Below are 25,125 nucleotides of genomic sequence, written 5' to 3'. Positions count from 1 at the left end.
GGCCCCTGCCCGCTTTCGTTTGCCGGAAGCCGACGTGTCGGAAGCCGGCTTCCTAGAAGCCGAAGTCCTGGGTCCACCAGGGGCCGCCGGCGGCGTTGTACACGCCGACGCCCAGGGTGCGGAACTCGCAGTTGAGGATGTTGGCCTTGTGGCCCGGGCTGTTCATCCAGGCCTTCATCACGGCCACCGCGTCACCCTGGCCGCGGGCGATGTTCTCGCCGCCCATGCCCGATATGCCGGCCTTCGTGGCGCGGTCCCACGGGGTGTTGCCGTCGGGGTCCGTGTGGTCGAAGAAGCCGCGGACGGCCATGTCCTTGCTGAAGGCTCCGGCCAGTGCCGCCAGCGGCGGGTTCGCCCGGACCGGACCGCAGCCGGCCTGGGCGCGCTCCTGGTTCACCAGGGTCAGTACGGCGCTCTCCTCGGCGGAGTGGCCGGCCGACGCGGGCGGGGCGGGCGGGGCCGCGGGGGCGGAGGTCTTCGGCGCGACGGGCTTCGGCTTCACCGGGGTCGGGGTCGGGCTCGCCTCCGGGGTCTTCGCCGGCTCCGTGGAAGGAGAAGGAGGAGGGGACGGGCTGGCCGACGGGGAGGGCGAGGCCGAGGGGGTGGGGGAGGCCGAGGGGGTGGCCGCCGCCGAGGGGGCCCGGCCCGACAGGTTGGCGAGGCCGCCCTGCTGCTCCGGCGAACTCCCCGGGCTCGGCGAGGCCTGCGCCCGGGCGTCCGCGCTCTTCGCGTCGGAGCCCGCGGTCGTGACCCCTACGTAGGGGAAGGAGGAGCCGACCGGGACGACGCCCGTGGTGACGGCCGCCGTGCCCAGGACCACGGCCACGGACACGCCGAGCAGACCGCCCCGCAGGGCGGCGCGGCGCTTGCCGCCGGGGCGCGGCGCGGTGTGGAGTCGGTGGCGTCCCATGGCGGCTCACCTTCCTGGGGGTTCGGGCTCGGCAGTGCGAAGCGTTTCAAGATCAACCTTTACTCACCCAAATGGGTGAGCTCATTGCTGCGCGACTGTACGCCATGGCGGCAGGGGGTGAGGTGCCCCGGAATCGTTTGCCCGGTTAGCGTTCAGGCATGAACGAAGATGTGCGGATGACCGCCTGGGTGCGCGGTCGTGTACAGGGAGTGGGCTTCCGCTGGTTCACCAGGGCCAACGCCATGGAGATCGGCGGACTGATCGGCTTCGCGCTCAACCTGGACGACGGGCGAGTACAGGTGGTGGCCGAAGGTCAACGTGAGAATTGCCACCGGCTCCTGGAATGGCTGCACGGCGCCGACACGCCCGGGAGCGTGGACGGTGTGACAGAGATCTGGGGCACACCGCGCGGCGGCTACGACGGGTTCGCGATCCGCTGAGCGATCGACTGATCATGTACTGAACACATCGCCGGATGGTCCGCATGCGGTCGGAACTGCGCATTCATCGCCGACGCGTTGCCGACGGGCGGGATCCGTGGAAGGCTCGGAGACGAGGATGATCTCCACGCCCCTTGCGGGGGCCGGGATGCCCGCCGATACGGGGCGTGATCGTGTTGACCGTCAAACTTTTTGGTGAGACGCTGGAAGCCCCGCGCACCTGAGCTGTTTGGCAGTGCTGGCAGTACACAGTGTCAGCCAAAGATCGATGCAGTGACTGACAGTCGCTGCCGGACCTCGCGGGTGCGATTCCCTCACGACCCACACCGCTTCGGTCGGTCACTCAGTGTGGAGGACCATCCATCATGGCAAAGGCGCTTCTCGGTTACGTCGGCGGTTCCGACCCGCGACTCCTCGCCGAGATGCGACGGCTTCAGCAGCGCGTCCAGGACCTCGAGTCCGAGCTCGGACGAATCCAGTCCGAAAACGACGCTCTGAACGCGGCCGCCGCACAGCACGGAGACTCGCTGCTTGACAGCATCGACCTCGACGTACCCCAGGCGGAGCCTGCGCTCACCTGATCCGCGCTCCCTCGTCGCTCGATCAACGGAACTGCATGATCTGCAAGGGACGCTTCGGCGTCCCTTCTTTCTTTCCGTTCTTTCCTTCTCTGCTTTCCCTCCGCCTTTCCCACCTCGGACAAGGCCGCCGGGCGGCGTTGCGCCAGGTGGGGGGCTCCTTCCTTTAGCGTCTGATCTGCCCTGCACCTTCATGGGCGAAACCGAACGCGAAAGGTAGAGTCCGGCGGCGTGCACCTCAAGTCCCTGACCCTGCGTGGCTTCAAATCCTTTGCCTCCGCGACCACCCTGCGCTTCGAGCCGGGCATCACCTGTGTCGTGGGCCCCAACGGCTCCGGCAAGTCCAATGTGGTGGACGCGCTCTCCTGGGTCATGGGCGAACAAGGGGCCAAATCCCTGCGCGGCGGGAAGATGGAAGACGTCATCTTCGCCGGCACGACCGGCCGCCCGCCGCTCGGCCGCGCCGAGGTCTCGCTCACCATCGACAACTCCGACGGCGCGCTGCCCATCGAGTACGCCGAGGTCACCATCACGCGGATCATGTTCCGCGGCGGCAGCAGCGAGTACCAGATCAACGGCGACACCTGCCGCCTCCTCGACATCCAGGAGCTGCTCTCCGACTCCGGCATCGGCCGCGAGATGCACGTCATCGTCGGACAGGGCCAGCTGGACTCCGTACTGCACGCCGATCCGATGGGCCGCCGCGCCTTCATCGAGGAGGCCGCCGGGGTGCTCAAGCACCGCAAGCGCAAGGAGAAGGCGCTGCGGAAGCTGGACGCGATGCAGGCCAATCTCGCGCGCGTCCAGGACCTGGGCAACGAACTGCAGCGCCAGCTCAAGCCCCTGGGACGGCAGGCGGCCGTGGCCCGGCGGGCCGCGGTGATCCAGGCCGACCTGCGCGACGCACGGCTGCGGCTGCTCGCCGACGACCTCGTCACGCTCAAGGGCGCGCTCGACGCGGAGATCGCCGACGAGGCCGCCCTGAAGGAGCGCAAGGACGCGGCCGAGGCACAGCTCGCGGCGGCGGTGCGGCGGGAATCCGAACTGGAGGAGGCCGTACGGGAACTCGCCCCACGGCTCCAGCGGGCGCAGCAGACCTGGTACGAACTGTCGCAGCTCGCCGAACGGGTGCGCGGGACGGTGTCGCTGGCCGACGCCCGGGTCACCTCGGCCTCGGCGCCGGCCGAGGAGGACCGGCGCGGCCGGGACCCCGAGGAGATGGAGAAGGAGGCCGCGCGGATCCGCGAGCAGGAGGCCGAGCTGACGGCCTCTCTGGAGGCGGCCGCGCGGGCCCTGGAGGACACCGTCGCCCACCGGGCCGAGCTGGAACGCTCGCTGGCCGACGAGGAACGGCGGCTACGGGACGTGGCGCGGGCCATCGCCGACCGGCGCGAGGCGCTGGCGCGGCTGACGGGCCGGCTCGGCGCGGCCCGCTCCCGCGCGGGCGCGGCCCAGGCGGAGGTCGACCGGCTCGTCGTGGCCCGGGACGGGGCGCGGGCGCGGGCGGAGGAAGCGCGCGAGGAGTACGAGGCGCTGGCGGAGGAGGTCGGGGAGGAGTCCCCGGCGGTGGGCTCCGCCGGGGCCGGGGCCGGGTCCGGGTCCGGTTCGGGGTCCGGTTCCGGTTCCGGGCAGGGGGAGTACGAGGAGGCGCGGGCCGAGCTGGCGGCGGCGGAGGCCGGACTCGGGGAGACCCGGGACGCGCTGGCGGCGGCGGAGCGGTCCCGGGCGGCGGTGTCGGCGCGGCGGGACGCCCTGGCGATGGGGCTGCGCCGCAAGGACGGTACGGCGGAGCTGCTCGCGGCGCGGCTGGAGGGGCTGCTGGGGCCGGCGGCGCAGCGGCTGTCCGTGACCCCGGGATACGAGGTCGCCGTGGCGGCGGCGCTGGGTGCGGCGGCGGACGCGGTGGCCGTCACATCGGCGGCGGCTGCGGCCGGGGCGATCCGGTACCTGCGGGAGGGGGATGCGGGGAGGGCCGCCTTCCTGGTGGCTCCGGGGGCGGTTGCCTCCGGCGGTTCGGTGGGGGGCGGGGTCCCGGGCCAGGCGGTGGCCTCCGGCGGTTCGGTTGCGGGGCACGAGGGCCCGGGCCGGGGTCCGGATTCCGCTCCGGGGCCGGACTCGGCTCCGGGCATGGACCCTTCCCGAAACTGGGGCTCCGCCCCGGACCCCGCGCCTCAAACGCCGGCGAGGCCGAGTGTGCCGGGCCCCGGGGGCCCGGTGGCGGCGAGTCCGGGTGTGCCGGGGGCCGTCGGGTCGGTTTCGCTGGGGCCGGGTGTGTCGGGTTCCGGGGGGTCGGTGCGGGTCGAAGAGGTGGTCTTTGCTGCGGGGCTTGTGCAGGGGGAGGCTGCGGTTGTTCGGGCCCTGGGCTGGGTGTTGCGGGATTTCGTGGTGGTCCCTGGGCTTGACGAGGCCGAGGCGGTTGTTGCCGCGCGGCCCGAGCTGGTGGCGGTGACCGCCGAGGGCGACGTGCTCGGGGCGCACCTCGCGCACGGCGGGTCCGCCGGGGTGCCCAGCCTGATCGAGGTGCAGGCAGCCGTCGACGAGGCCGCGGCCGAGCTGGCCCGGCTCGACGGGGAGTGCCTCGGGCTGGCCGGGGAGAAGGAGGCCGCCGAGGAGCGCCGGTCGCTGGCCGGGGCCCTGGTCGAGGAGCTCGGGGAGCTCCGGCGGGCCGCCGAGCGGGCCCGGGCCGGGGTCGCGCAGCAGCTCGGCCGGCTCGCCGGGCAGGCGAAGGGGGCGCTGGGCGAAGCCGAGCGCGCCGCCTCGGCCGCAGCCACGGCGCAGGATGCGCTGGAGCAGGCGCTGGCCGACGTAGAGGAGTGTGCGGAACGGCTCGCGGTGGCCGAGGAGAATGACCACGTCGAGGATGCAGTGGAGGAGCCGGACACCTCGCACCGGGACCGGCTCGCGGCCGACGGGGCGAACGCCCGGCAGACCGAGATGGAGGCCCGGCTGCAGCTCAGGACCCATGAGGAACGGGTGAAGGGGCTCGCGGGCCGGGCCGATTCCCTCGACCGCGGGGCCAGGGCCGAGCGGGAGGCCCGGGCCCGGGCCGAGCGCCGCCGGGAACGGCTGCGGTACGAGGCGCGGGTCGCCGCGGCCGTCGCCGACGGAGCCCGCCAGCTGCTGGCGCACATCGAGGTGTCGCTGACCCGGGCCGTGGGGGAGCGGACCTCCGCCGAGTACGCGAAGGGCGTGCGGGAGCGCGAGCTCGACGAGGCCCGGGGTCTGGGCCGGGGCCTGAAGGGCGAGCTCGACAAGCTCACCGACTCCGTGCACCGCGGCGAGGTGCTCGGCGCCGAGAAGCGGCTGCGGATCGAGCAGGTGGAGAGCCGTGCGCTGGAGGAGTTCGGGATGGCGGCGCAGGGCCTCGTAGCCGAGTACGGGCCCGACCAGCCGGTGCCGCCGGGCCCGTCCGCGGACGGGGAGGACCCGGATCCGGAGGCCGGGCCGGAGCCCTTCGTGCGCGCCCGGCAGGAGAAGCGGCTGAGGGCGGCCGAGCGGGCCTACCAGCAGCTCGGCAAGGTGAATCCGCTGGCGCTGGAGGAGTTCGCGGCGCTGGAGGAGCGGCACAAGTTCCTCAGCGAGCAGCTGGAGGACCTGCGCAAGACCAGGGCCGACCTCCTCCAGGTCGTGAAGGAGGTCGACGAGCGCGTCGAGCAGGTCTTCACGGAGGCCTACCGGGATACGGCCCGCCAGTTCGAGGGGGTGTTCTCGCGGCTGTTCCCCGGCGGTGAGGGCCGGCTGATCCTGACGGATCCCGACAACATGCTCACCACGGGCATCGACGTCGAGGCCCGGCCGCCGGGCAAGAAGGTCAAGCGGCTGTCGCTGCTCTCGGGCGGCGAGCGCTCGCTGACCGCCGTGGCCCTGCTGGTCTCCATCTTCAAGGCGCGGCCCAGCCCGTTCTACGTGATGGACGAGGTCGAGGCCGCGCTCGACGACACCAACCTGCAGCGGCTGATCCGGATCATGGAGGAGCTGCAGGAGAGCTCCCAGCTGATCGTGATCACGCACCAGAAGCGGACCATGGAGGTCGCCGACGCGCTCTACGGGGTCTCGATGCAGGGCGACGGGGTGTCGAAGGTGATCAGCCAGCGCCTGCGGTGACGGGGCGGCCGGACGCGGCGGGGTGACGGGCGGCCCGGGTGGCCCGGTGGCCCGGTGGACCCGCGTGGGGTGTGGCCCGGCCCGTCCGGGGCAGGTGCGCCACCGATGGCCCTTCCGGATGGTGCCCGATCTTGACCTGTGCGCCACTGGGAGGGATCACACCCTCTGCCCGTCACCGCAGCCGGCCCTCAGGAGCGCACCTTGAGCAGCAGCACGACGCGGCCCCAGGACCCGGGCGGCGGCCACGTATCGCAGCCCGACCACCTCGGGCACGTCATCTTCATCACCGCGGCCGCCGCCATGGGCGGGTTCCTCTTCGGCTACGACAGCTCCGTCATCAACGGCGCCGTCGAGGCCATCCGCGACCGCTTCGACGTCGGCTCGGCGACCCTCGCCCAGGTGATCGCCGCCGCCCTGATCGGCTGCGCCCTCGGCGCGGCCACCGCCGGCCGCATCGCCGACCGGATCGGCCGGATCCGCTGCATGCAGATCGCCGCGGTCCTCTTCACCGCGAGCGCCATCGGCTCGGCCCTGCCGTTCGCCCTCTGGGACCTGGCCGTCTGGCGCGTCATCGGCGGCTTCGGCATCGGCATGGCCTCGGTGATCGGCCCCGCCTACATCGCGGAGGTCTCCCCGCCCGCCTACCGGGGCCGGCTCGCCTCCTTCCAGCAGGCCGCCATCGTCATCGGCATCGCCATCTCGCAGCTGGTCAACTGGGGCATCCTGAACCTCGCCGACGGCGACCAGCGCGGCAAGATCGGCGGCCTGGAAGCCTGGCAGTGGATGCTCGGCGTCATGGTCGTCCCGGCCGTGCTCTACGGCCTGCTGTCCTTCGCCATCCCCGAGTCCCCGCGCTTCCTCGTCTCGGCCGGCCGCATGGAGAAGGCCAAGACGGTCCTGCGCGAGGTCGAGGGCGAGGGCATCGACGCCGACGCCCGCGTCCGGGAGATCGACCGCGCCATCCACTCGGAGCAGAAGTCCAGCTTCAAGGACCTCCTCGGCGGCGGCTTCGGCTTCCTTCCGATCGTCTGGATCGGCATCGGCCTGTCCGTCTTCCAGCAGCTCGTCGGCATCAACGTGATCTTCTACTACAGCTCCTCGCTGTGGCAGTCGGTCGGCATCGACCCGAGCTCCTCGTTCCTGTACTCCTTCGAGACCTCGGTCGTGAACATCATCGGTACGGTGATCGCGATGGTCTTCGTGGACCGCATCGGCCGCAAACCCCTCGCGCTCATCGGGTCCGTGGGCATGGCGATCTCGCTGGGGCTCGCCGCGTGGGCCTTCTCGTACAAGGACACCAGCGGCGGCGACATCGCCCTGCCGCACGCCCAGGGTCTCGTGGCCCTGATCGCGGCCAACTGCTTCGTGCTCTTCTTCGCCCTGTCCTGGGGCGTGGTGGTCTGGGTCCTGCTCGGCGAGATGTTCCCCGGCCGCATCCGCGCCGCGGCCCTCGGCGTGGCGGCCGCCGCCCAGTGGATCGCCAACTGGGTCATCACCGTCTCGTTCCCGACGCTCTCGGACTGGAACCTGTCCGGCGCGTACGTCATCTACGCGGTCTTCGCCGTGCTCTCGATCCCGTTCATCCTCAAGTGGGTGCCCGAGACCAAGGGCAAGTCGTTGGAGGAGATGGGCTGACCACCCCCGCCAACGGCCCTTCCCCCTGGTGGCTGCCCCGTCTCAGTCCTTGAGGCGGGGCAGTACCTGTTCGCACAGGAGCTGCAGGCTCCGCCACCCCTCGTCCACGGGCATCCCGCCGCACAGCGGGTGCAGCACCAGGTTCCCCGCCTCGCCGGCGCCGCGGGCGTACGCCACGGCCTCGTCCGGGGTGAGGATGCGGTACACGCCCTCGGCGCGCAGCTCCGCCACCGTGTGTGCACCGGACCGTACGGCGCTGCGGATGTCCTTGGACTGCCAGGAGGCGTACATCCCGGCCTCGTGCAGGAACCGTTCGCCGTACTGGTCCCACGCCCGGTCGGGGTCCTCGGCGATGTGCAGCAGCGGGGTCTCGGCCGCCGGCATCATGCAGAAGCCCTCCGTGCCGTACTCCGCGAGCTTCGCGTTGTAGTACGCCTCCAGCTCGGGCAGGTGCGCGCTCGGGAAGAACGGCAGCCCCAGGCGGGCGGCGCGACGGGCCGCCGCTTCCGAGCTGCCGCCGACCAGGAGCAGCGGGTGCGGCTGGGTGAAGGGCCGCGGGGTGACCCGTACGGTACGGCCGCGGTACTCGAACGGCTCGCCGGTCCACGCCTTCAGCAGGGTCTCCAGCAGCTCGTCCTGGAGCTTGCCGCGCCGGCCCCACTCCACGCCGTGCTGCTCGTACTCCTCGGGCCGGTAGCCGATGCCCGCCACCGTGACGAGGCGGCCGCCGCTGAGCAGGTCCAGCACCGCGATGTCCTCGGCCACCTTCAGCGGGTCGTACAGCGGGCCGATGATCGCCGAGACGGTGACGGCGATCCGGCGGGTGGCACCGAAGACCGCGCCCGCGAAGGCGAAGGGGGAGGGCAGCCAGTTGTTGTCGGTGCCGTGGTGCTCCTCGGTCTGGATGGTGTCGATCCCGCGGTCGTCCGCGTACTTCGCCATCTCCAGCGCGGCCTTGTAGCGGGCGGAGAGGGTTTCCGGGGTGCCGTTCGGGTCGATGAGGTTGAACCGGGCCACGGTGATGGGCATGGAGAAGTCCCCCTTCGCCGGAGGTGGGTGGGCGGGCGAAGGGGGACGTTAGCTGACGTGGCGTCAGTTGGACAGGGATTCGGCGGGGACCCGCTCCTGGGCGGCGGTCTCCGGGGCCACCGGAACGGCCGCCGGGGCCTTCGGGACCGCCGGGGTGCGCGGCAGGACCGCGTACAGCACGGCCGAGGTGACGATGCCCGCCGCCCAGCCCAGGCCGTTCTGCCCGACCCAGGTGGTGGCCAGCGGGCCGCTGAACCAGTCGACCTTCGTGAACAGGGCGCCCACCACCAGGGCGAGGCCCCAGGCGGTCATGGCCTGCCAGGCGAAACCGCCCCGGTACCAGTAGGCGCTGCTCCGCGTGGTGTCCAGCAGCGCGGCCCCGTCGTAGGAGGGGCGGCGCAGCATGTCCACGCCGAAGACGCCGATCCATGCGGAGAAGGCCACGGCCAGCAGGGTCAGGAAGGAGATGAACGAACCGAAGAAGCTGGTCGCGACCACCATCAGCAGGAAGCCGAAGACCAGGCTGATGACGGCGTTGACGCTGACCGCCGCCGCGCGCGGGACCTTGATGCCGAGGGTCTGGGCGGTGAAGCCGGCCGAGTACATGGACATCGAGTTGATGAGCAGCATGCCGACGAGGGCGATCAGCAGGTACGGGACGGCGATCCACAGCGGCAGCAGTTCGCCGATGAAGGAGACCGGGTCCTGCGCGGTGGCCAGGTCGGGGGTGGCGACCGCCATCACCGCGCCCATGAGCACCATCGGGATCACGACGACGGCCGCGCCGCCGATGGTCGCGCCGACCATGCCCTTCGCGGAGGCGGTGCGGGGCAGGTAGCGGGTGAAGTCCGGACCGGACGGGACCCAGCTGATGCCGCCCGCCGCGATGGTGCCGATGCCCGCGATCATCATCGCGGTGGAGCCGGCGGGCTTGTCGAAGACGGCGGACCAGTCGGTCTCGGCGATCAGGTAGCCCAGTACGAGCACGCTGAAGGCGCCGAAGAGGTACGTGGACCACTTGGAGCAGACGCGCAGCGCGTTGATGCCCAGACCGGAGACGAGGAAGGTGCAGCCGACGAAGAAGAGCAGGGTGACGACGATCAGCGCGGTGTTCTTCTTGATGCCGAAGACCAGGTCGAGGACGGTCAGGACGGCGTAGGCGCCGCTGACCGCGTTGATGGTCTCCCAGCCCCAGCGGGCGACCCAGATCAGGGCGCCGGGGAACAGGTTGCCGCGCTGGCCGAAGACGGCCCGGGAGAGCGCCATGCCGGGGGAGCCGCCGCGCTTGCCCGCGATGGATATGAGCCCGACGATGCCGTAGGAGACGACGGGAGCGGCGACCGCGACGACGAGCACCTGCCAGATGTTCAGCTTGTTGAAGATGACGAGACCGGCGCCCATGGTCAGCAGCAGCACGCTGATGTTGGCGGCCACCCAGGTCGGGACGAGCTCGCGGACCCGGCCGCGGCGCTCGGAGTCCGGGACGGGTTCCAGGCCGCGCGATTCGACGGCGGTCTCGGCAGACATAGGTGTACTCCGTGGGGGGAGGCGGGGCGAAGGGGAGTTGCTCATCATCGTAGGTTTGCCGCAAAAAGTACAAACAGAGGCTTACGTCCTGGTATGAACCTCCAGGGTCCCCGGCTCGGGGCGTGCGTGGCCGATACTGGAGAGCGATATGGAAATCCTGATCCTTGCCGTAGTCATCGCCCTGGTCGCGGTCGGTGCGATCAGCGGGCTCGTGGTCAGCAGCCGCAAGAAGAAGCAGCTGCCCCCCACGGCCCCGCCGAGCACGCCGACCATCACTGCCCCGCCCGCCGAACCGCAGGTGGGGGAGGACGCCGCACCGACGGCGGAAGAGCCGCGCCGCACGATCGAGGAGGTCACCCTCCCCGACGCGCAGGCCCCCCTCGAATCGCCCGTCGCGGTCGAGGACCCGGTCGCCCCGGCGCCGCCCGCCCCCGAGATCGAGGTGCCCGAGCCCACCGCCGGCCGCCTGGTCCGGCTGCGCGCCCGCCTCGCCCGGTCGCAGAACACGCTCGGCAAGGGGCTGCTCACGCTGCTCTCCCGCGAGCACCTCGACGAGGACACCTGGGAGGAGATCGAGGAGACCCTCCTCATCGCCGACGTCGGTGTCGCGCCGACCCAGGAGCTGGTGGACCGGCTCCGCGAGCGGGTCAAGGTGCTCGGCACCCGCACCCCCGCCGATCTGCGCGCCCTGCTGAAGGAGGAGCTGGTCGCGCTCCTCGGCACCGACTTCGACCGCGCCGTGAAGACCGAGAGCGGCGTGGACACCCCCGCCGTGATCATGGTCGTCGGCGTGAACGGCACCGGCAAGACCACCACCACCGGCAAGCTCGCCCGCGTGCTCGTCGCCGACGGGCGCAGCGTCGTGCTCGGCGCGGCGGACACCTTCCGTGCCGCCGCCGCCGACCAGCTCCAGACCTGGGGCGACCGGGTCGGGGCGCGCACCGTCCGCGGCCCCGAGGGCGGCGACCCGGCGTCGATCGCCTACGACGCGGTCAAGGAGGGCATCGCCGAGGGCGCCGACGTGGTGCTCATCGACACGGCGGGCCGGCTGCACACCAAGACCGGTCTGATGGACGAGCTCGGCAAGGTCAAGCGCGTCGTGGAGAAGCACGGCCCGCTCGACGAGATCCTGCTGGTCCTGGACGCCACCACCGGGCAGAACGGCCTGACCCAGGCCCGTGTCTTCGCCGAGGTCGTGGACATCACCGGCATCGTGCTGACCAAGCTCGACGGCACAGCCAAGGGCGGCATCGTCATCGCCGTCCAGCGCGAGCTCGGCGTGCCGGTCAAGCTCATCGGCCTCGGTGAGGGCGCGGACGACCTGGCGCCCTTCGAGCCGGAGGCCTTCGTCGACGCCCTGATCGGCGACTGAACGCACCCGACGCTCCTACGCCGGCCAGTGCCCCCGAGGTCCCCAGGACCCGGGGGCACTGCCGTGCGTACGGCCCCGGGCGGCGTGGTCCCGGGCGGCGCGATTACGGTCGGCGCAGCCGGTGGCAGAGGTAGGCGAGGGTGCCGAGCAGGAGCCGGGCCTGGGGCGGGTCCCCGGCCGAATCCAGCGCCGGCGGGCGCAGCCAGCTCACCGGGCCGAGGCCCGCGAAGTCGGAGGGCGGGGCGGTGACGTAGGAGCCCTGGCCCAGCGCGCGCAGATCGAGACCGGCGTCGTCCCAGCCCATTCGGTACAGCAGCTCGGGCAGCCCGGCCGCCGCCCCAGGGGCGACGAAGAACTGGGCCCGGCCGTCCGGGGTCGCGGTCACCGGGCCGAGCGGCAGCCCCATCCGCTCCAGCCGGACCAGCGCCCGCCGCCCGGCCTCCTCGGAGACCTCGATGACGTCGAAGGAGCGCCCGGCGGGGAGCAGCACCGCGGCTCCCGGGTACCCGCTCCAGGTCTCGGTGACCTCGTCCAGCGTGGCGCCGGCCGGGACCGTGGGAGCGAGGGCCAGCGGATGCGCCCCCGGCGCACCACAATTCGTATGACCGCAGGAGCAGTCGCGGGCGGGGCCCGCGGCCCGGGCGCCGGGAACCACGTCCCAGCCCCACAGTCCGGTGTACTCCGCCACCGCCGTGCACTCCGACGTCCGCCCGCGGCGCCGAGCGCCGGAACGGAACTCCTTGGTGCCGCGGCTGCCGCCGATCGTGAAGCCCATGCCCATGCCCCCTCCAACGGGTCGGACGTGCCGGTGGTTACGACATCGGCTGGTTACGGCCTCGGCGGCCCGGCTGCCCGGCGCACTTCTCGCCCCGCGCGCCCCGGCGTGCTCCTGTCCAACCGATCGGTCCTGCCTTCGTGTCAAGTGAATCGCGCCTGGCGGGTGGCGAGTTCATTCGAAGGGGTGGCGAATGGTGGCGTTTCCGGGATCGACCTCGCCGAAGGGGTGATCGTAGGATTACTTTCGGTGCACGAAGCGCGACGAGGAGACGGATTCGCGGGTATGCCGCAGGCATGCGTGAAGGACCTGTGAAGACCGTTTCCCGGCAGGGCAGGGTTTCGTGCGGAAAAGACTGACGGATGGGGGCGTTCCAGTGAGCGGCAACGGCGCAAGCGGAACGGGCGCGGAGTCGGAGTCCGACGTGTCGCAGGGCGCCACCGTCCGCAACGAACAGCTGACGTCCTGGTTCGTCCGCAGCGGCTGGTCCAAGGGCGAGCTCGCCCGCCAGGTCAACCGCCGCGCCCGCCAGATGGGCGCCCACCACATCAGCACCGACACCTCGCGGGTCCGCCGCTGGCTCGACGGCGAACAGCCCCGCGAGCCCGTCCCGCGCATCCTGTCCGAGCTGTTCTCCGAGCGCTTCGGTTCCGTCGTCGCCATCGAGCACCTGGGCCTGCGCACCGCCCACCAGACCCCCTCCGTCTCCGGAGTCGACCTGCCGTGGGCCGGCCCGCAGACCATCGAGCTGCTCGGCGAGTTCTCCCGCAGCGACCTCATGCTGGCCCGCCGCGGCTTCCTCGGGACCTCGCTCGCCCTGTCCGCCGGCCCCGCCCTCATCGAGCCCATGCAGCGCTGGCTCGTACCGGTCCCGGCCGCCGACCCGGGACCCCGGGAGGCGGGGCCGGCGGGCGCCCTCAGCGGCCACCGGCCGCCCCGGCTCTCCGGCCCCGAGGTGGACCTCCTCGAAGCCACCACCGTGATGTTCCGCCAGTGGGACGCCCAGTGCGGCGGCGGACTGCGCCGCAAGGCCGTCGTGGGCCAGCTCCACGAGGTCACCGACCTGCTCCAGGAGAACCACCCGGCCCCGGTCATGAAGCGGCTCTTCAAGGTCGCCGCCGAACTCGCCGAACTCGCCGGCTGGATGAGCTACGACATCGGCCTGCACCCCACCGCGCAGAAGTACTTCGTCCTCGCGCTGCACGCCGCCAAGGAGGGCGGCGACAAGCCCCTGGGCTCGTACATCCTCTCCAGCATGAGCCGCCAGATGATCCACCTGGGCCGCCCCGAGGACGCCCTGGAGCTCATCCACCTGGCCCAGTACGGCAGCCGCGACTGCGCAGGGCCCCGCACCCAGGCGATGCTGTATGCGATGGAGGCCCGCGCCTACGCCAACATGGGCCAGCCCAGCCGCTGCAAGCGGGCCGTGCGGATGGCCGAGGACACCTTCTCCGACGCCGGCTTCGACGCCGAGCCCGAGCCCGACTGGATCCGCTTCTTCTCCGAGGCCGAGCTCAACGGCGAGAACTCCCACTCCTACCGGGACCTGGCCTACGTGGCGGGCCGCAGCCCCATGTACGCCTCCCTCGCCGAACCGGTCATGGAGCGCGCCGTCGAGCTCTTCGAGAAGGACGAGGAGCACCAGCGCTCCTACGCCCTCAACCTCATCGGCATGGCCACCGTGCACCTCCTCCAGCGCGAGCCGGAGCAGGCCACCGTCCTCGTCGGCCGCGCCCTCGACGTGGCGGGAAAGGTGCGGTCCGAACGGGTCAACACCCGGCTGCGCAAGACCGTCGACACCGCCGCCCGTGAGTACGGCGACGTCGCCGACGTGGTGCGGCTGACCGACCACCTCGCCTCCCGCCTCCCCGAGGCCGCGGAGGCCGTCTGACGGCCACCCGGCCGCCCCAAGGCCCCCGGCCGCGGCAGTCACCCCGTGAAGCCCGATCAGGCTCCCCCAGCCAGGTTCCCCGGGTCATCGCCGCGGCCGGGTTCTCACCCGCCACCCTCATGAACCACTCGTTCATGGAGGCGTAACACGCCAGACCTCTTCGTCATCGACGCGAAACACCCAGCGGCGCCGCCGGAAACCGGCCTGCGCGAATCTCAGGGCCAATAACCGGCCAGCCCCCACGCCGGAACACCCTCAGGCCTGATTCACGAACCAGCGCCGCTCAGGTTTTCACGATCGCCCGCACGCGAACGTACCGACGACGAGGAGACGCCGATGGCATCAGCCATCACGACCCTCGCGGCAGACGCCCCCACGCTGTCTTCCGCGAACACCGGGTTCATGCTCATCTGCTCCGCCCTGGTCATGCTGATGACCCCGGGACTCGCCTTCTTCTACGGAGGCATGGTCCGCGTCAAGAGCAGCCTCAACATGCTGATGATGAGCTTCATCAGCCTCGGGATCGTCACGATCCTCTGGGTCCTCTACGGATTCAGCCTCGCCTTCGGCGCCGACTCCGGCTCGCTGATCGGCTGGACCTCCGACTACGTCGGACTCAGCGGCATCGGCATCACCGAGCTGTGGGACGGCTACACCATCCCCGTCTACGTCTTCGCCGTCTTCCAGCTGATGTTCGCGATCATCACCCCGGCGCTGATAAGCGGCGCCCTGGCCGACCGCGTCAAGTTCAGCGCGTGGGCGCTCTTCATCACCCTCTGGGTCACGATCGTCTACTTCCCCGTCGCCCACTGGGTGTGGGGCGCCGGCGGCTGGCTCTTCGAGCTCGGCGTCATCGACTTCGCCGGCGGCACCGCCGTCCACATCAACGCGGGCGCCGCGGCCCTCGGCGTGATCCTGGTCATCGGCAAGCGCGTGGGCTTCAAGAAGGACCCGATGCGCCCGCACAGCCTCCCGCTCGTGATGCTCGGCGCGGGCCTGCTGTGGTTCGGCTGGTTCGGCTTCAACGCGGGCTCCTGGCTCGGCAACGACGACGGCGTCGGCGCGGTCATGTTCGTCAACACCCAGGTAGCCACCGCCGCCGCCATGCTCGCCTGGCTCGGCTACGAGAAGCTGCGCCACGGCTCCTTCACCACCCTCGGCGCCGCCTCCGGCGCGGTCGCGGGCCTCGTCGCCATCACCCCCTCCGGCGGCTCCTGCTCCCCGCTCGGCGCGATCGCCATCGGCGCCATCGCCGGTGTCGTGTGCGCCATGGCCGTCGGCCTGAAGTACAAGTTCGGCTACGACGACTCCCTCGACGTGGTCGGCGTGCACCTCGTCGGCGGTGTCATCGGCTCCCTGCTCGTCGGTCTCTTCGCCACCGGCGGGGTCCAGTCCGACGCGGCCGGCCTCTTCTACGGCGGCGGCCTGGAGCAGCTCGGCAAGCAGGCCGTCGGAGTCTTCTCCGTCCTGGCCTACTCTCTCGTGGCGTCCGCGGTACTCGCCTTCCTCCTCGACAAGACGATCGGGATGCGGGTCCCCGAGGACGACGAGGTCTCCGGCATCGACCAGGTCGAACACGCCGAGACCGCCTACGACTTCAGCGGAGCCGGCGGCGGCACCTCCTCCCGGAGCACCGCCGCCTCGACCCCCGCTGCCGCCGCGAGCAAGAAGGTTGACGCATGAAGCTCATCACCGCGATCGTCAAGCCCCACAAGCTGGACGAGATCAAGGAAGCCCTGCACCGCTTCGGAGTCCAGGGACTCACCGTCTCCGAGGCCAGCGGCTACGGCCGCCAGCGCGGACACACCGAGGTCTACCGGGGCGCCGAGTACACCGTGGACCTCGTACCGAAGATCCGGATAGAGATCCTGGTCGAGGACGGCGACGCCGACGACGTGATGCGGATCGTCGTCGAGGCCGCCCAGACCGGCAAGATCGGCGACGGCAAGGTGTGGAGCATCCCCGTGGACTCGGTCATCCGGGTCCGCACCGGCGAACGTGGCGCTGACGCGCTTTAGGGCCTGTCCGGTCGGTCGGGCCGGATGAGCGAGCGGGGCCTGGCGCGTGCGCTCGCAAGGCGGAGGAGAGAACCGACGCGGAGCGTCGGTGACCGACGACAACGCGGCGAGCGTGCGCGCCAGGGCACGCGAGCCCGGCCCGACTGGCCGGACAGGCCCCAAGTGATGGGAACCTCTGGGTGACGAGTGTCGAAGAGACCACTGACGGCGGCAACACCGCCGACCAGGGACCCAGCGGGTACGCCGCGGCCCGGCTGCGACTCCTCCAGGAGGAGTCGCGGTCCGGGCCTTCCCGGCGTTCCGCCCTGGCCGCCCTGACCGACGACTGGCTGAAGGCGCTGTTCGCCACCGCCGCGCAGGAGACGGGCGTGCGGGGCGCCGCCCTCGTCGCCGTCGGCGGCTACGGCCGCGCCGAACTCTCCCCCCGCAGCGACCTCGATCTGGTCCTGCTCCACGACGGAAAGGCCGAACCGCGCGCCCTGGCAGCCCTGGCCGACCGGCTCTGGTACCCCGTCTGGGACCTCGGCGTCGCCCTCGACCACTCGGTGCGCACCCCCGGCGAAGCCCGCAAGACCGCCGCCGAAGACCTCAAGGTGCACCTCGGACTGCTCGACGCCCGGCCCGTCGCCGGCGACGCCGGGCTCCTCGCGGGACTGCGCACCTCCGTCCTGGCGGACTGGCGCAACCAAGCCGCCAAACGGCTGCCCCAGCTGCACTCCCTGTGCCGCGAGCGGGCCGAGCGTGCCGGAGAGCTCCGCTTCCTGCTGGAACCCGACCTCAAGGAGGCCCGCGGAGGGCTGCGCGACGTCACCGCGCTGCGGGCCGTCGCCGCGTCCTGGCTGGCCGACGCCCCGCGCGAGGGCCTCGCCGAAGCCCGGCGCCGGCTGCTCGACGCCCGGGACGCGCTGCACCTGGTGACCGGCCGCGCCACCGAACGGCTCTCCCTCCAGGAACAGACACCGGTCGCGGCGCAGCTCGGTCTGCTCGACGCCGACGCCCTGCTCCGGGAGGTGTACGAGGCCGCGCGGGTGGTCTCGTACGCCGGTGACGTGACCTGGCGCGAGGTCGGGCGCGTGCTTCGGGCCCGGTCCGCCCGCCCCCGGCTCCGCGGGCTGCTCGGCACCCGCAACTCCCTGCCGGAGCGGGCGCCGCTCGCCGAAGGCGTCGTGGAGTCCGACGGCGAGGCCGTACTGGCCCTGGCCGCGCGGCCCGACCGGGACCCGGTGCTGCCCCTGCGCTTCGGCGCGGCCGCCGCCCAGGCCGGACTGCCCGTCTCGCTGCACGCCGTACGCAGGCTCGCGGCCCAGGCGAAGCCGCTGCCGGTGCCGTGGCCGGCCGAGGCCCGGGAGCAGCTGCTGACCCTGCTGGGCGCGGGGGAGCCGACGGTGGCCGTGTGGGAGGCGCTGGAGGCCGAGGGGATCATCACGAAGCTGCTGCCCGACTGGGAGCGGGTCCGGTGCCGGCCGCAGCGCAACCCGGTGCACACCTGGACCGTGGACCGCCACCTCGTCGAGACGGCCGTCCGGGCCTCCGAGCTGACCCGCCGGGTGGGCCGCCCCGACCTCCTCCTGATGGCGGCGCTGCTGCACGACATCGGCAAGGGCTGGCCCGGCGACCACTCGGTGGCCGGGGAGACCATCGCGCGCGACATGGCGCTGCGGGTGGGCTTCGACGCGGAGGACGTCACCGTGCTGGGCGTGCTCGTACGCCACCACCTGCTGCTGATCGACACCGCCACGCGGCGGGACCTGGACGACCCGGCGACGGTCAAGGCGGTCGCGGAGGCGGTCGGATCGACCGGCACCCTGGAGATCCTGCACGCGCTGACCGAGGCCGACGCCCTGGCCACCGGACCGGCGGCGTGGAGCACGTGGCGCGGCTCGCTCGTGGCCGACCTGGTCGCACGGGTCGCCGCCGTGCTCCGCGGGGCGGCCCCGGAGGTGACCGAGCTGGAGATCCCGACCACGGAACAGGAGCGCCTGGCGGTGGAGGCGCTGCGCACCGGTGAGCCGGTCCTGGCCCTGCACGCCCGCCAGGAGGAGGACGCGGTCGGCGTGGAACTGGTCGTGGCCGTCCCCGACCAGCCGGGCGTGCTGCCCGCGGTGGCCGGCGTACTGGCCCTGCACCGGCTCACCGTACGGGCGGCCGACCTGCGCTCGATGGAGCTCCCCGACCAGCTGGGCGAGGTACTGGTCCTGCGCTGGCGGGTGGCGGCGGAGTACGGCGCCCTGCCGCAGGCCGCACGGCTGCGCACCGATCTGGTGCGGGCCCTGGACGGCTCGCTCGACGTCCCGGCGAAGCTGGCGGACCGCGAGGCGGCGTACCCGCGCCGGCGCGGGGTGGTCCCGCCGCCGCCCCGGGTCACGGTGGTGCCCGAGGTCTCCTCCCTGGCCACGGTCCTGGAGGTGCGCGCACCCGACGCGGTCGGGCTGCTGCACCGGATCGGGCGGGCGCTGGAGTCCTCGGGGGTGCGGGTCCGCAGCGCGCACGTCTCCACGCTGGGCGCGAACGCGGTGGACACGGTGTACGTGGTCGACGCGGACGGCAAACCCCTGACCGCGCCGGCGGCGACGGCCCTGGCGGGCTCGGTGCAGGCGGCGCTGGGGTAGGGGACCCTGCGGGGGCTGTCCCCTACCCACCCTTCGCCCGTTTCCCGGGGCTCCGCAAATCCGGCCTCGCCGGCGTTTGAGGCGCGGGGTCCGGGGCCGAGCCCCGGGGAACGGTGGAAGGGCGGGTAGGGGATTGCCGCCCGCAGGGCCGGGCCCGCGGCGGGGACCGATACCCTGGGGGACGACCACACGCCCCCTGACCCGAGGAATCGCGACCACCGTGTTCGATACGCTTTCCGACCGCCTCAGCGCGACCTTCAAGTCCCTCCGGGGCAAAGGCCGCCTCTCCGAGCAGGACATCGACGCTGCGGCGCGGGAAATCCGTATCGCCCTCCTCGAGGCCGACGTCGCCCTCCCGGTCGTCCGCTCCTTCATCGCGAACGTCAAGGAGCGCGCCCGCGGCGAAGAGGTCTCCAAGGCCCTGAACCCGGGCCAGCAGGTCCTCAAGATCGTCAACGACGAGCTGGTCTCCATCCTCGGCGGCGAGACCCGGCGGCTGCGCTTCGCCAAGACCGCGCCCACCGTGATCATGCTCGCCGGCCTCCAGGGTGCCGGTAAGACCACCCTCGCCGGAAAGCTCGGCCTGTGGCTGAAGGGGCAGGGTCACACCCCGCTCCTCGTCGCCTGTGACCTCCAGCGCCCCAATGCCGTCAACCAGCTCTCGGTCGTGGCCGAGCGGGCCGGCGTGGCCGTCTACGCCCCCTCGCCGGGCAACGGCGTCGGAAACCCGGTCCAGGTCGCCAAGGACTCCATCGAGTACGCGCGGACCAAGCAGTACGACGTCGTGATCGTCGACACCGCCGGCCGCCTCGGCATCGACCAGGAGCTGATGCAGCAGGCCGCGGACATCCGCGACGCCGTCAGCCCGGACGAGATCCTCTTCGTCGTCGACGCCATGATCGGCCAGGACGCGGTCAACACCGCCGAGGCCTTCCGCGACGGCGTCGGCTTCGACGGCGTGGTGCTCTCCAAGCTCGACGGCGACGCCCGCGGCGGTGCCGCGCTCTCCATCGCGCACGTCACCGGCAAGCAGATCATCTTCGCCTCGAACGGCGAGAAGCTCGACGAGTTCGACGCCTTCCACCCGGACCGCATGGCGGGCCGGATCCTCGACATGGGTGACATGCTCACCCTGATCGAGCAGGCCGAGAAGACCTTCAGCCAGGCCGAAGCCGAGAAGATGGCGGCCAAGCTCCAGAAGGGGCCGAAGGAGTTCACGCTCGACGACTTCCTGTCCCAGATGGAGCAGGTCCGCAAGATGGGCTCCATCTCCAAGCTGCTCGGCATGCTCCCGGGCATGGGGCAGATCAAGGACCAGATCAACAACATCGACGAGCGCGACGTGGACCGCACCGCCGCGATCATCAAGTCGATGACCCCGGCCGAGCGCCAGGACCCGCACCTCATCAACGGCTCGCGCCGCGCCCGTATCGCCAAGGGCTCCGGCACCGAGGTCAGCGCCGTCAAGTCGCTCGTCGAGCGGTTCTTCGAGGCCCGCAAGATGATGTCCCGCATGGCCCAGGGCGGCGGCATGCCGGGCATGCCCGGCATCCCCGGGATGGGCGGCGGCCCCGGCCGGCAGAAGAAGCAGATCAAGCAGGCCAAGGGCAAGCGCAAGAGCGGCAACCCCATGAAGCGCAAGGAAGAAGAGGCCGCGGCGGCCGCGCGCCGCGAGGCGGGCCCCGAGGCGATCGAGCCCGCCGCCGGCGGCAGCCCGTTCGGCCTTCCTGCGGGCGGTGCCCAGCCCGGGCAGTCCGCCAATGAGTTCGACCTGCCGGACGAGTTCAAGAAGTTCATGAAGTAGCAGTTCGCGACGTAGCAGTACGGAGCCACGCGAGCCCCGGCCGGACCACTCCGGCCGGGGCTTCGCCGTGTGGCCCGCCGCCAGGGGCGATGCTCCGGTTTGTCGCTTATGGTCGGCCGGGAGGACGGCAGAAGGAGGCCACGTGCCCAGCCCCACCCCCGTACCGCCCCGCGACCGGGCCGATACGCCCTGGCGCTCCGAGGGCGCACCGCCCGCCCCGCCGCCGAAGAAGCGGATGCCCGGCGGCTGGCGCGGCCTGATCCTCACCGCCCTGATCGTCTACCTGATCACCAACCTGGTGCTGTCCTTCTTCAACGAGGGCGACGAGCCGACCATCTCGTACACCGAGTTCAGCAAGCAGGTGGCGAACGGCAACGTCTCGAAGATCTACTCCAAGGGCGACGCCATCCAGGGCGAGCTGAAGGCCGAGCAGCCCAAGCCGGACGGGGACAAGGGCGACTACAAGAAGTTCGTCTCCCAGCGGCCCGCCTTCGCCGACGACGACCTGTGGGCCGACCTCACCAAGCAGAACGTCGTCGTCACGGCCTCCCCGGTCGTCGAACAGCGCAGCTTCCTGGCCAACCTGCTGATCTCGCTGGCCCCGATGCTGCTGCTGGTCCTCCTGTGGGTGGTCATCGCCCGCCGGATGGGATCGGCGATGGGCGGCGGCGGCATGGGCGGACTCGGGCGCAAGACGCCGCCCAAGCCGGTCGAGCTGGAAGGCGCCAAGCGCACGACCTTCGAGGACGTGGCCGGCATCGACGAGGTCGAGGGCGAGCTCAACGACGTCGTGGACTTCCTCAAGAACCCGGACGAGTACCGCAAGATGGGCGCCCGGATGCCCGGCGGCGTCCTGCTCGCCGGCCCGCCCGGCACCGGAAAGACCCTGCTCGCCCGCGCGGTGGCCGGCGAGGCCGGGGTGCCCTTCTTCTCCGCGTCCGCCTCCGAGTTCATCGAGATGATCGTCGGCGTCGGCGCCTCCCGGGTGCGCGAACTCTTCTCCGAGGCCCGCAAAGTGGCCCCCGCCATCATCTTCATCGACGAGATCGACACCATCGGGCGGGCCCGCGGCGGCGGCGCGGCCATGGGCGGCCACGACGAGCGCGAGCAGACCCTGAACCAGATCCTCACCGAGATGGACGGCTTCTCCGGCTCCGAGGGCGTGGTCGTGCTGGCCGCGACCAACCGGGCCGACGTCCTGGACCCGGCACTGACCCGGCCCGGCCGCTTCGACCGCACCGTCATGGTCTCCCCGCCCGACAAGAGCGGCCGCGAGGCCATCCTGCGCATCCACACCCGGGACATCCCGCTCGCCGCCGACGTGGACCTGGCGCAAATGGCCCGTACGACCCCGGGCATGACCGGGGCCGAACTGGCCAACCTTGCCAACGAGGCCGCCCTGCTCGCCGTGAAGCGCCAGCAGAAGGAGGTCACCCAGTCGGACCTCTCCGACGCGCTGGAGAAGGTCCAGCTCGGCGCGGAACGCCCGCTGGTCATGCCGGACGAGGAGCGCCGCCGCACCGCGTACCACGAGAGCGGACACGCCCTGCTGGGCATGCTCCAGCCCGGCGCCGACCCCGTCCGCAAGATCACCATCGTGCCGCGCGGGCGGGCCCTCGGCGTCACCCTCTCGACCCCCGAGGCGGACCGGTACGCCTACACGGAGGAGTACCTGCGCGGCCGCATCATCGGGGCGCTGGGCGGCATGGCCGCCGAGCAGGTGGTCTACGAGGTCATCACCACCGGCGCGGAGAACGACCTCGAACAGGTCACCAGCATCGTCCGGGGCATGGTCGGCCGCTGGGGCATGAGCGAACGCATCGGCCGCCTCACCGCCATCCCCTCGGACGGACAGAGCCCCTACGGCCTCTCCGCCGCCCCCGCCACCCTGGACGCGGTGGACCACGAGATGCGCAGGATCGTCGACGAGTGCTACGAGAAGGCCTGCCGCCTGCTGCGCGAGAACCGCGACAAGCTGGACGCCCTCGCGGAGGCCCTAATGGCGAACGAAACCCTGGACGAGGCGGCGGCCTACGCGGCCGCGGGGATTCCCCGCCTCCACAAGTCGGCGCCGCACAAGTGAGCGCCGTGCGGGGCCGGTCCGCGGCCCCGCACGGCGATGGTTGCGCGGGTTAGGCCGTACGGGCGATGACGTAGCGGAAGATGTTCGGCAGCCAGACGGCCCCGTCACCCCGTTCGTACGGGTGAAGGGCCTCCGCCAGTTCCTTCTCCACCTGCACCGGGTCGGAGCACTCGTACAGCCCGGTCGACAGCAGCCCGCGCACCGCGCTGTCCACGTCGGCGTACCCGAAGGGGCAGAACACCCGCCCCGACCCGTCCGGCACCAGCCCGGCCGCGGCCGCCATCGCGTCCAGATCCCGCGGAGCCGGCCCGCCGCCCAGGACGGAGGGCACCGTGCACCGCTCCGCCGGACCCCAGTCGGCCAGCACCACCGCCCCGCCGGGGCGGCGCAGCGCCGGCAGGGCCGCGGCCAGGGCGCCCGGGGAGGGCGAGAAGGCCAGCAGCACGTCATAGGGCACCGCGGGCGCGGGAGGGTCGGCGAGGACCTCCAGGAGGCGTTCCCGGGCCAGCGTGCGGCGTGCCGGATCCGTCTCCACACCCGTGGCCAGGGCTCCCCGGCCCGAAGCCAGCAGCAGGGCCAGTCCCGCCCCGCAGTCGAGGCCGAGCAGCCGGTCTCCCGGCCCGACCTCCAGCCGGTCGTAGACCGCCTCGTACAGCGGTACCAGCATCCGTTCCTGGATCTCCGCCCAGTCCCGCGCGACAAGCGTCGCCGTCGGCGTCGGTGTCATCGAAAGAGCGCTCCTGATTCCGTTTCGCCCCCATGCCCCCGTTGCCAGAGAACTCCCGATTCGCCCCCGCGTCCAGAGGAGCGCGCCACCCGATTCACGTTCGGCACTCCGGGCGCCGTACCATTCGCGCCATGGCAAAGGCACCCGTTCTCACCCCCCAGGCGGAGGATTTTCCCCGCTGGTACCAGGATCTGATCAACAAGGCCGAGCTGGCCGACAACGGTCCGGTCCGCGGCACGATGGTCATCCGGCCGTACGGCTACGGCCTGTGGGAGCGGATGCAGCAGGAGATGGACGCGCGCATCAAGGACGCGGGCGCCCAGAACGCGTACTTCCCGCTGTTCATCCCGCAGTCCTACCTGACGCGGGAAGCGGAGCACGTCGAGGGCTTCGCCCCCGAGCTCGCGGTCGTCACGCACGGCGGCGGCAAGGAGCTGGACGAGCCGGTCGTCGTCCGCCCCACCTCCGAGACGATCGTCAACGAGTACTTCTCCAAGTGGGTCCAGAGCTACCGCGACCTGCCCCTGCTGATCAACCAGTGGGCGAACGTGGTCCGCTGGGAGATGCGCCCGCGGGTGTTCCTCCGTACGAGCGAGTTCCTCTGGCAGGAGGGCCACACCGCCCACCTCTCCTACGAGGACGCCCGCGACTACGCCGCCCGCATCCACACGGACGTGTACGGCGACTTCATGACCAACGTGCTCGGCATCGACGTCGTGCTCGGCCGCAAGACCGCCAAGGAGCGCTTCGCCGGCGCCATCAACACTCTCACCCTCGAGGGCATGATGGGCGACGGCAAGGCCCTGCAGCTCGGCACCAGCCACGAGCTCGGCACCAACTTCGCCAAGGCCTTCAACACGCAGTACCTGTCGAAGGAAGGCAAGCAGGAGCTCGTCTGGCAGACCTCGTGGGGCGTTTCCACCCGCATGGTCGGCGGCCTGATCATGTCGCACGGCGACGACAACGGCCTGCGGGTCCCGCCGCGCCTCGCGCACGTCCAGGTCGTCGTCATGGCGATCAAGGGCGACGAGGCCGTGGCGAAGGTCCGCGAGCTGGGCGCCCAGCTCAAGGCCGCGGGCCTGCGCGTGTTCGTCGACGACCGCGTCGACACCCCCTTCGGCCGCCGCGCCGTGGACTGGGAGCTCAAGGGCGTACCGGTCCGCATCGAGATCGGCCCCCGCGACCTGGAGGCCGGCACCGCGATGCTGGCCCGCCGGATCCCGGGCGGCAAGGAGGCCGTGCAGATCTCCGACCTCGCCGCCCTGCTGCCCAAGGTGCTGGAGGAGGACCAGGAGCAGCTGCTGCGCGAGTCCCGCGAGCGCCGCATCTCCCGCACCTCCGACGTCTCGACCATCGAGGAGGCCGCCGAGGCCGCCATCGCCGGTGGCTGGGCGCGGATCCCGTGGGCCGACCTGGGCCCCGAGGGCGAGGCGAAGCTCGCCGAGCAGGCCGTCTCCGTACGCTGCCTGATCGCCGAGGACGGGTCGGTGCCGCAGGCTGACGACACCCCGGGTAACCTCGCGATCGTCGCGCGCTCGTACTAGTCGGCCCGGCCGACGGCTCTCACGCCCCGGCGTGCGGCACCCGCCGCGCGCCGGGGTGTAGTCGTCACTACGTACCGAC

17 protein-coding genes are annotated in these 25,125 nt (G+C 71.9%); 12 read left to right on the top strand and 5 right to left on the bottom strand.

Translation table 11 applies throughout. The annotated features are described in order from the left end of the window. Positions 1 to 52: 52 nt before the first annotated feature. Positions 53 to 910: a CAP domain-containing protein gene (locus tag ACFWNV_RS09370; RefSeq protein ID WP_383942937.1), complete on the bottom strand. Its 858-nt coding sequence runs from the start codon at positions 908 to 910 to the stop codon at positions 53 to 55. 158 nt (positions 911 to 1,068) lie between these two features. Here ACFWNV_RS09370 and ACFWNV_RS09365 point away from each other — a divergent pair, with 158 nt between their 5' ends. The 4 genes from ACFWNV_RS09365 (at position 1,069) to ACFWNV_RS09350 (ending at position 7,667) form a co-directional block, all read left to right on the top strand. Further along, complete coding sequence (locus ACFWNV_RS09365; RefSeq protein WP_383942934.1) at positions 1,069 to 1,350, top strand: acylphosphatase; 282 nt, start codon at positions 1,069 to 1,071, stop codon at positions 1,348 to 1,350. A gap of 365 nt (positions 1,351 to 1,715) precedes the next feature. After that, positions 1,716 to 1,931 carry a hypothetical protein gene (locus ACFWNV_RS09360; RefSeq protein ID WP_030227372.1) on the top strand — a complete coding sequence of 72 codons (216 nt, stop codon included), beginning with the start codon at positions 1,716 to 1,718 and terminating at the stop codon, positions 1,929 to 1,931. A gap of 228 nt (positions 1,932 to 2,159) precedes the next feature. Next, positions 2,160 to 6,032, top strand: coding sequence for an AAA family ATPase (locus ACFWNV_RS09355; protein ID WP_383942931.1), 3,873 nt, complete (start codon positions 2,160 to 2,162; stop codon positions 6,030 to 6,032). A gap of 201 nt (positions 6,033 to 6,233) precedes the next feature. Beyond that, positions 6,234 to 7,667, top strand: a complete 1,434-nt coding sequence (locus ACFWNV_RS09350) for a sugar porter family MFS transporter (RefSeq protein WP_383942928.1) — start codon at positions 6,234 to 6,236, stop codon at positions 7,665 to 7,667. A gap of 42 nt (positions 7,668 to 7,709) precedes the next feature. On the opposite strand, the gene ACFWNV_RS09345 is transcribed toward ACFWNV_RS09350, so the two are convergent. Next, positions 7,710 to 8,696 carry an LLM class flavin-dependent oxidoreductase gene (locus tag ACFWNV_RS09345; protein ID WP_383942925.1) on the bottom strand — a complete coding sequence of 329 codons (987 nt, stop codon included), beginning with the start codon at positions 8,694 to 8,696 and terminating at the stop codon, positions 7,710 to 7,712. Between the two features lie 63 nt (positions 8,697 to 8,759). Beyond that, positions 8,760 to 10,223: a cytosine permease gene (locus tag ACFWNV_RS09340; RefSeq protein WP_383942922.1), complete on the bottom strand. Its 1,464-nt coding sequence runs from the start codon at positions 10,221 to 10,223 to the stop codon at positions 8,760 to 8,762. 148 nt (positions 10,224 to 10,371) lie between these two features. Between ACFWNV_RS09340 and ftsY the strand changes: the two genes are divergently transcribed. Then, a complete protein-coding gene (ftsY, locus tag ACFWNV_RS09335; RefSeq protein ID WP_383942919.1) occupies positions 10,372 to 11,595 on the top strand; it encodes a signal recognition particle-docking protein FtsY in 1,224 nt (407 codons plus the stop codon). Positions 11,596 to 11,698: 103 nt separating this feature from the next. Here ftsY and ACFWNV_RS09330 read toward each other — a convergent pair whose 3' ends face one another. Beyond that, positions 11,699 to 12,370: a bifunctional DNA primase/polymerase gene (locus tag ACFWNV_RS09330; protein ID WP_383942916.1), complete on the bottom strand. Its 672-nt coding sequence runs from the start codon at positions 12,368 to 12,370 to the stop codon at positions 11,699 to 11,701. 376 nt (positions 12,371 to 12,746) lie between these two features. On the opposite strand from ACFWNV_RS09330, the gene ACFWNV_RS09325 reads away from it, so the two are divergent. The 6 genes from ACFWNV_RS09325 to ftsH all read left to right on the top strand — a co-directional run bounded on the left by ACFWNV_RS09325 (position 12,747) and on the right by ftsH (position 22,775). Beyond that, a complete protein-coding gene (locus ACFWNV_RS09325; RefSeq protein WP_383942913.1) occupies positions 12,747 to 14,261 on the top strand; it encodes a hypothetical protein in 1,515 nt (504 codons plus the stop codon). Between the two features lie 336 nt (positions 14,262 to 14,597). Next, the gene (locus ACFWNV_RS09320) at positions 14,598 to 15,944 is read left to right on the top strand and encodes an ammonium transporter (RefSeq protein WP_383942910.1); all 1,347 of its coding nucleotides are present in this window, start codon (positions 14,598 to 14,600) and stop codon (positions 15,942 to 15,944) included. Beyond that, on the top strand, positions 15,941 to 16,279 hold the full coding sequence (locus ACFWNV_RS09315; RefSeq protein WP_383942907.1) for a P-II family nitrogen regulator: 339 nt from the start codon (positions 15,941 to 15,943) through the stop codon (positions 16,277 to 16,279). The genes ACFWNV_RS09320 and ACFWNV_RS09315 overlap by 4 nt, the downstream gene beginning before the upstream one ends. A gap of 179 nt (positions 16,280 to 16,458) precedes the next feature. Beyond that, complete coding sequence (locus ACFWNV_RS09310; protein WP_383942904.1) at positions 16,459 to 18,888, top strand: [protein-PII] uridylyltransferase; 2,430 nt, start codon at positions 16,459 to 16,461, stop codon at positions 18,886 to 18,888. 220 nt (positions 18,889 to 19,108) lie between these two features. Beyond that, positions 19,109 to 20,692, top strand: coding sequence for a signal recognition particle protein (gene ffh / locus ACFWNV_RS09305; RefSeq protein ID WP_383942901.1), 1,584 nt, complete (start codon positions 19,109 to 19,111; stop codon positions 20,690 to 20,692). A 235-nt stretch (positions 20,693 to 20,927) separates the two neighbouring features. Continuing rightward, entirely contained in the window at positions 20,928 to 22,775 is a 1,848-nt protein-coding gene (gene ftsH / locus ACFWNV_RS09300; protein ID WP_383942961.1) for an ATP-dependent zinc metalloprotease FtsH, read from the top strand. 49 nt (positions 22,776 to 22,824) lie between these two features. Here ftsH and ACFWNV_RS09295 read toward each other — a convergent pair whose 3' ends face one another. Further along, a complete protein-coding gene (locus ACFWNV_RS09295) occupies positions 22,825 to 23,502 on the bottom strand; it encodes a methyltransferase type 11 (protein WP_383942898.1) in 678 nt (225 codons plus the stop codon). Positions 23,503 to 23,633: 131 nt separating this feature from the next. On the opposite strand from ACFWNV_RS09295, the gene proS reads away from it, so the two are divergent. Next, entirely contained in the window at positions 23,634 to 25,046 is a 1,413-nt protein-coding gene (proS, locus tag ACFWNV_RS09290; RefSeq protein ID WP_383942895.1) for a proline--tRNA ligase, read from the top strand. Positions 25,047 to 25,125 lie beyond the last annotated feature (79 nt).

Source organism: Streptomyces sp. NPDC058401, from assembly GCF_042722885.1.
In the GTDB taxonomy this organism is placed as follows: domain Bacteria; phylum Actinomycetota; class Actinomycetes; order Streptomycetales; family Streptomycetaceae; genus Streptomyces.
This window is presented reverse-complemented; position numbering and strand designations above follow the sequence as displayed.

Coding starts and splice junctions, on each gene's coding strand:
- ACFWNV_RS09370 (WP_383942937.1), bottom strand. CDS start 910: ATGGGACGCCACCGACTCCACACCGCGCCGCGCCCCGGCGGCAAGCGC.
- ACFWNV_RS09365 (WP_383942934.1), top strand. CDS start 1,069: ATGAACGAAGATGTGCGGATGACCGCCTGGGTGCGCGGTCGTGTACAG.
- ACFWNV_RS09360 (WP_030227372.1), top strand. CDS start 1,716: ATGGCAAAGGCGCTTCTCGGTTACGTCGGCGGTTCCGACCCGCGACTC.
- ACFWNV_RS09345 (WP_383942925.1), bottom strand. CDS start 8,696: ATGCCCATCACCGTGGCCCGGTTCAACCTCATCGACCCGAACGGCACC.
- ACFWNV_RS09340 (WP_383942922.1), bottom strand. CDS start 10,223: ATGTCTGCCGAGACCGCCGTCGAATCGCGCGGCCTGGAACCCGTCCCG.
- ftsY (WP_383942919.1), top strand. CDS start 10,372: ATGGAAATCCTGATCCTTGCCGTAGTCATCGCCCTGGTCGCGGTCGGT.
- ACFWNV_RS09330 (WP_383942916.1), bottom strand. CDS start 12,370: ATGGGCTTCACGATCGGCGGCAGCCGCGGCACCAAGGAGTTCCGTTCC.
- ACFWNV_RS09320 (WP_383942910.1), top strand. CDS start 14,598: ATGGCATCAGCCATCACGACCCTCGCGGCAGACGCCCCCACGCTGTCT.
- ACFWNV_RS09315 (WP_383942907.1), top strand. CDS start 15,941: ATGAAGCTCATCACCGCGATCGTCAAGCCCCACAAGCTGGACGAGATC.
- ftsH (WP_383942961.1), top strand. CDS start 20,928: ATGCCCGGCGGCTGGCGCGGCCTGATCCTCACCGCCCTGATCGTCTAC.
- ACFWNV_RS09295 (WP_383942898.1), bottom strand. CDS start 23,502: ATGACACCGACGCCGACGGCGACGCTTGTCGCGCGGGACTGGGCGGAG.
- proS (WP_383942895.1), top strand. CDS start 23,634: ATGGCAAAGGCACCCGTTCTCACCCCCCAGGCGGAGGATTTTCCCCGC.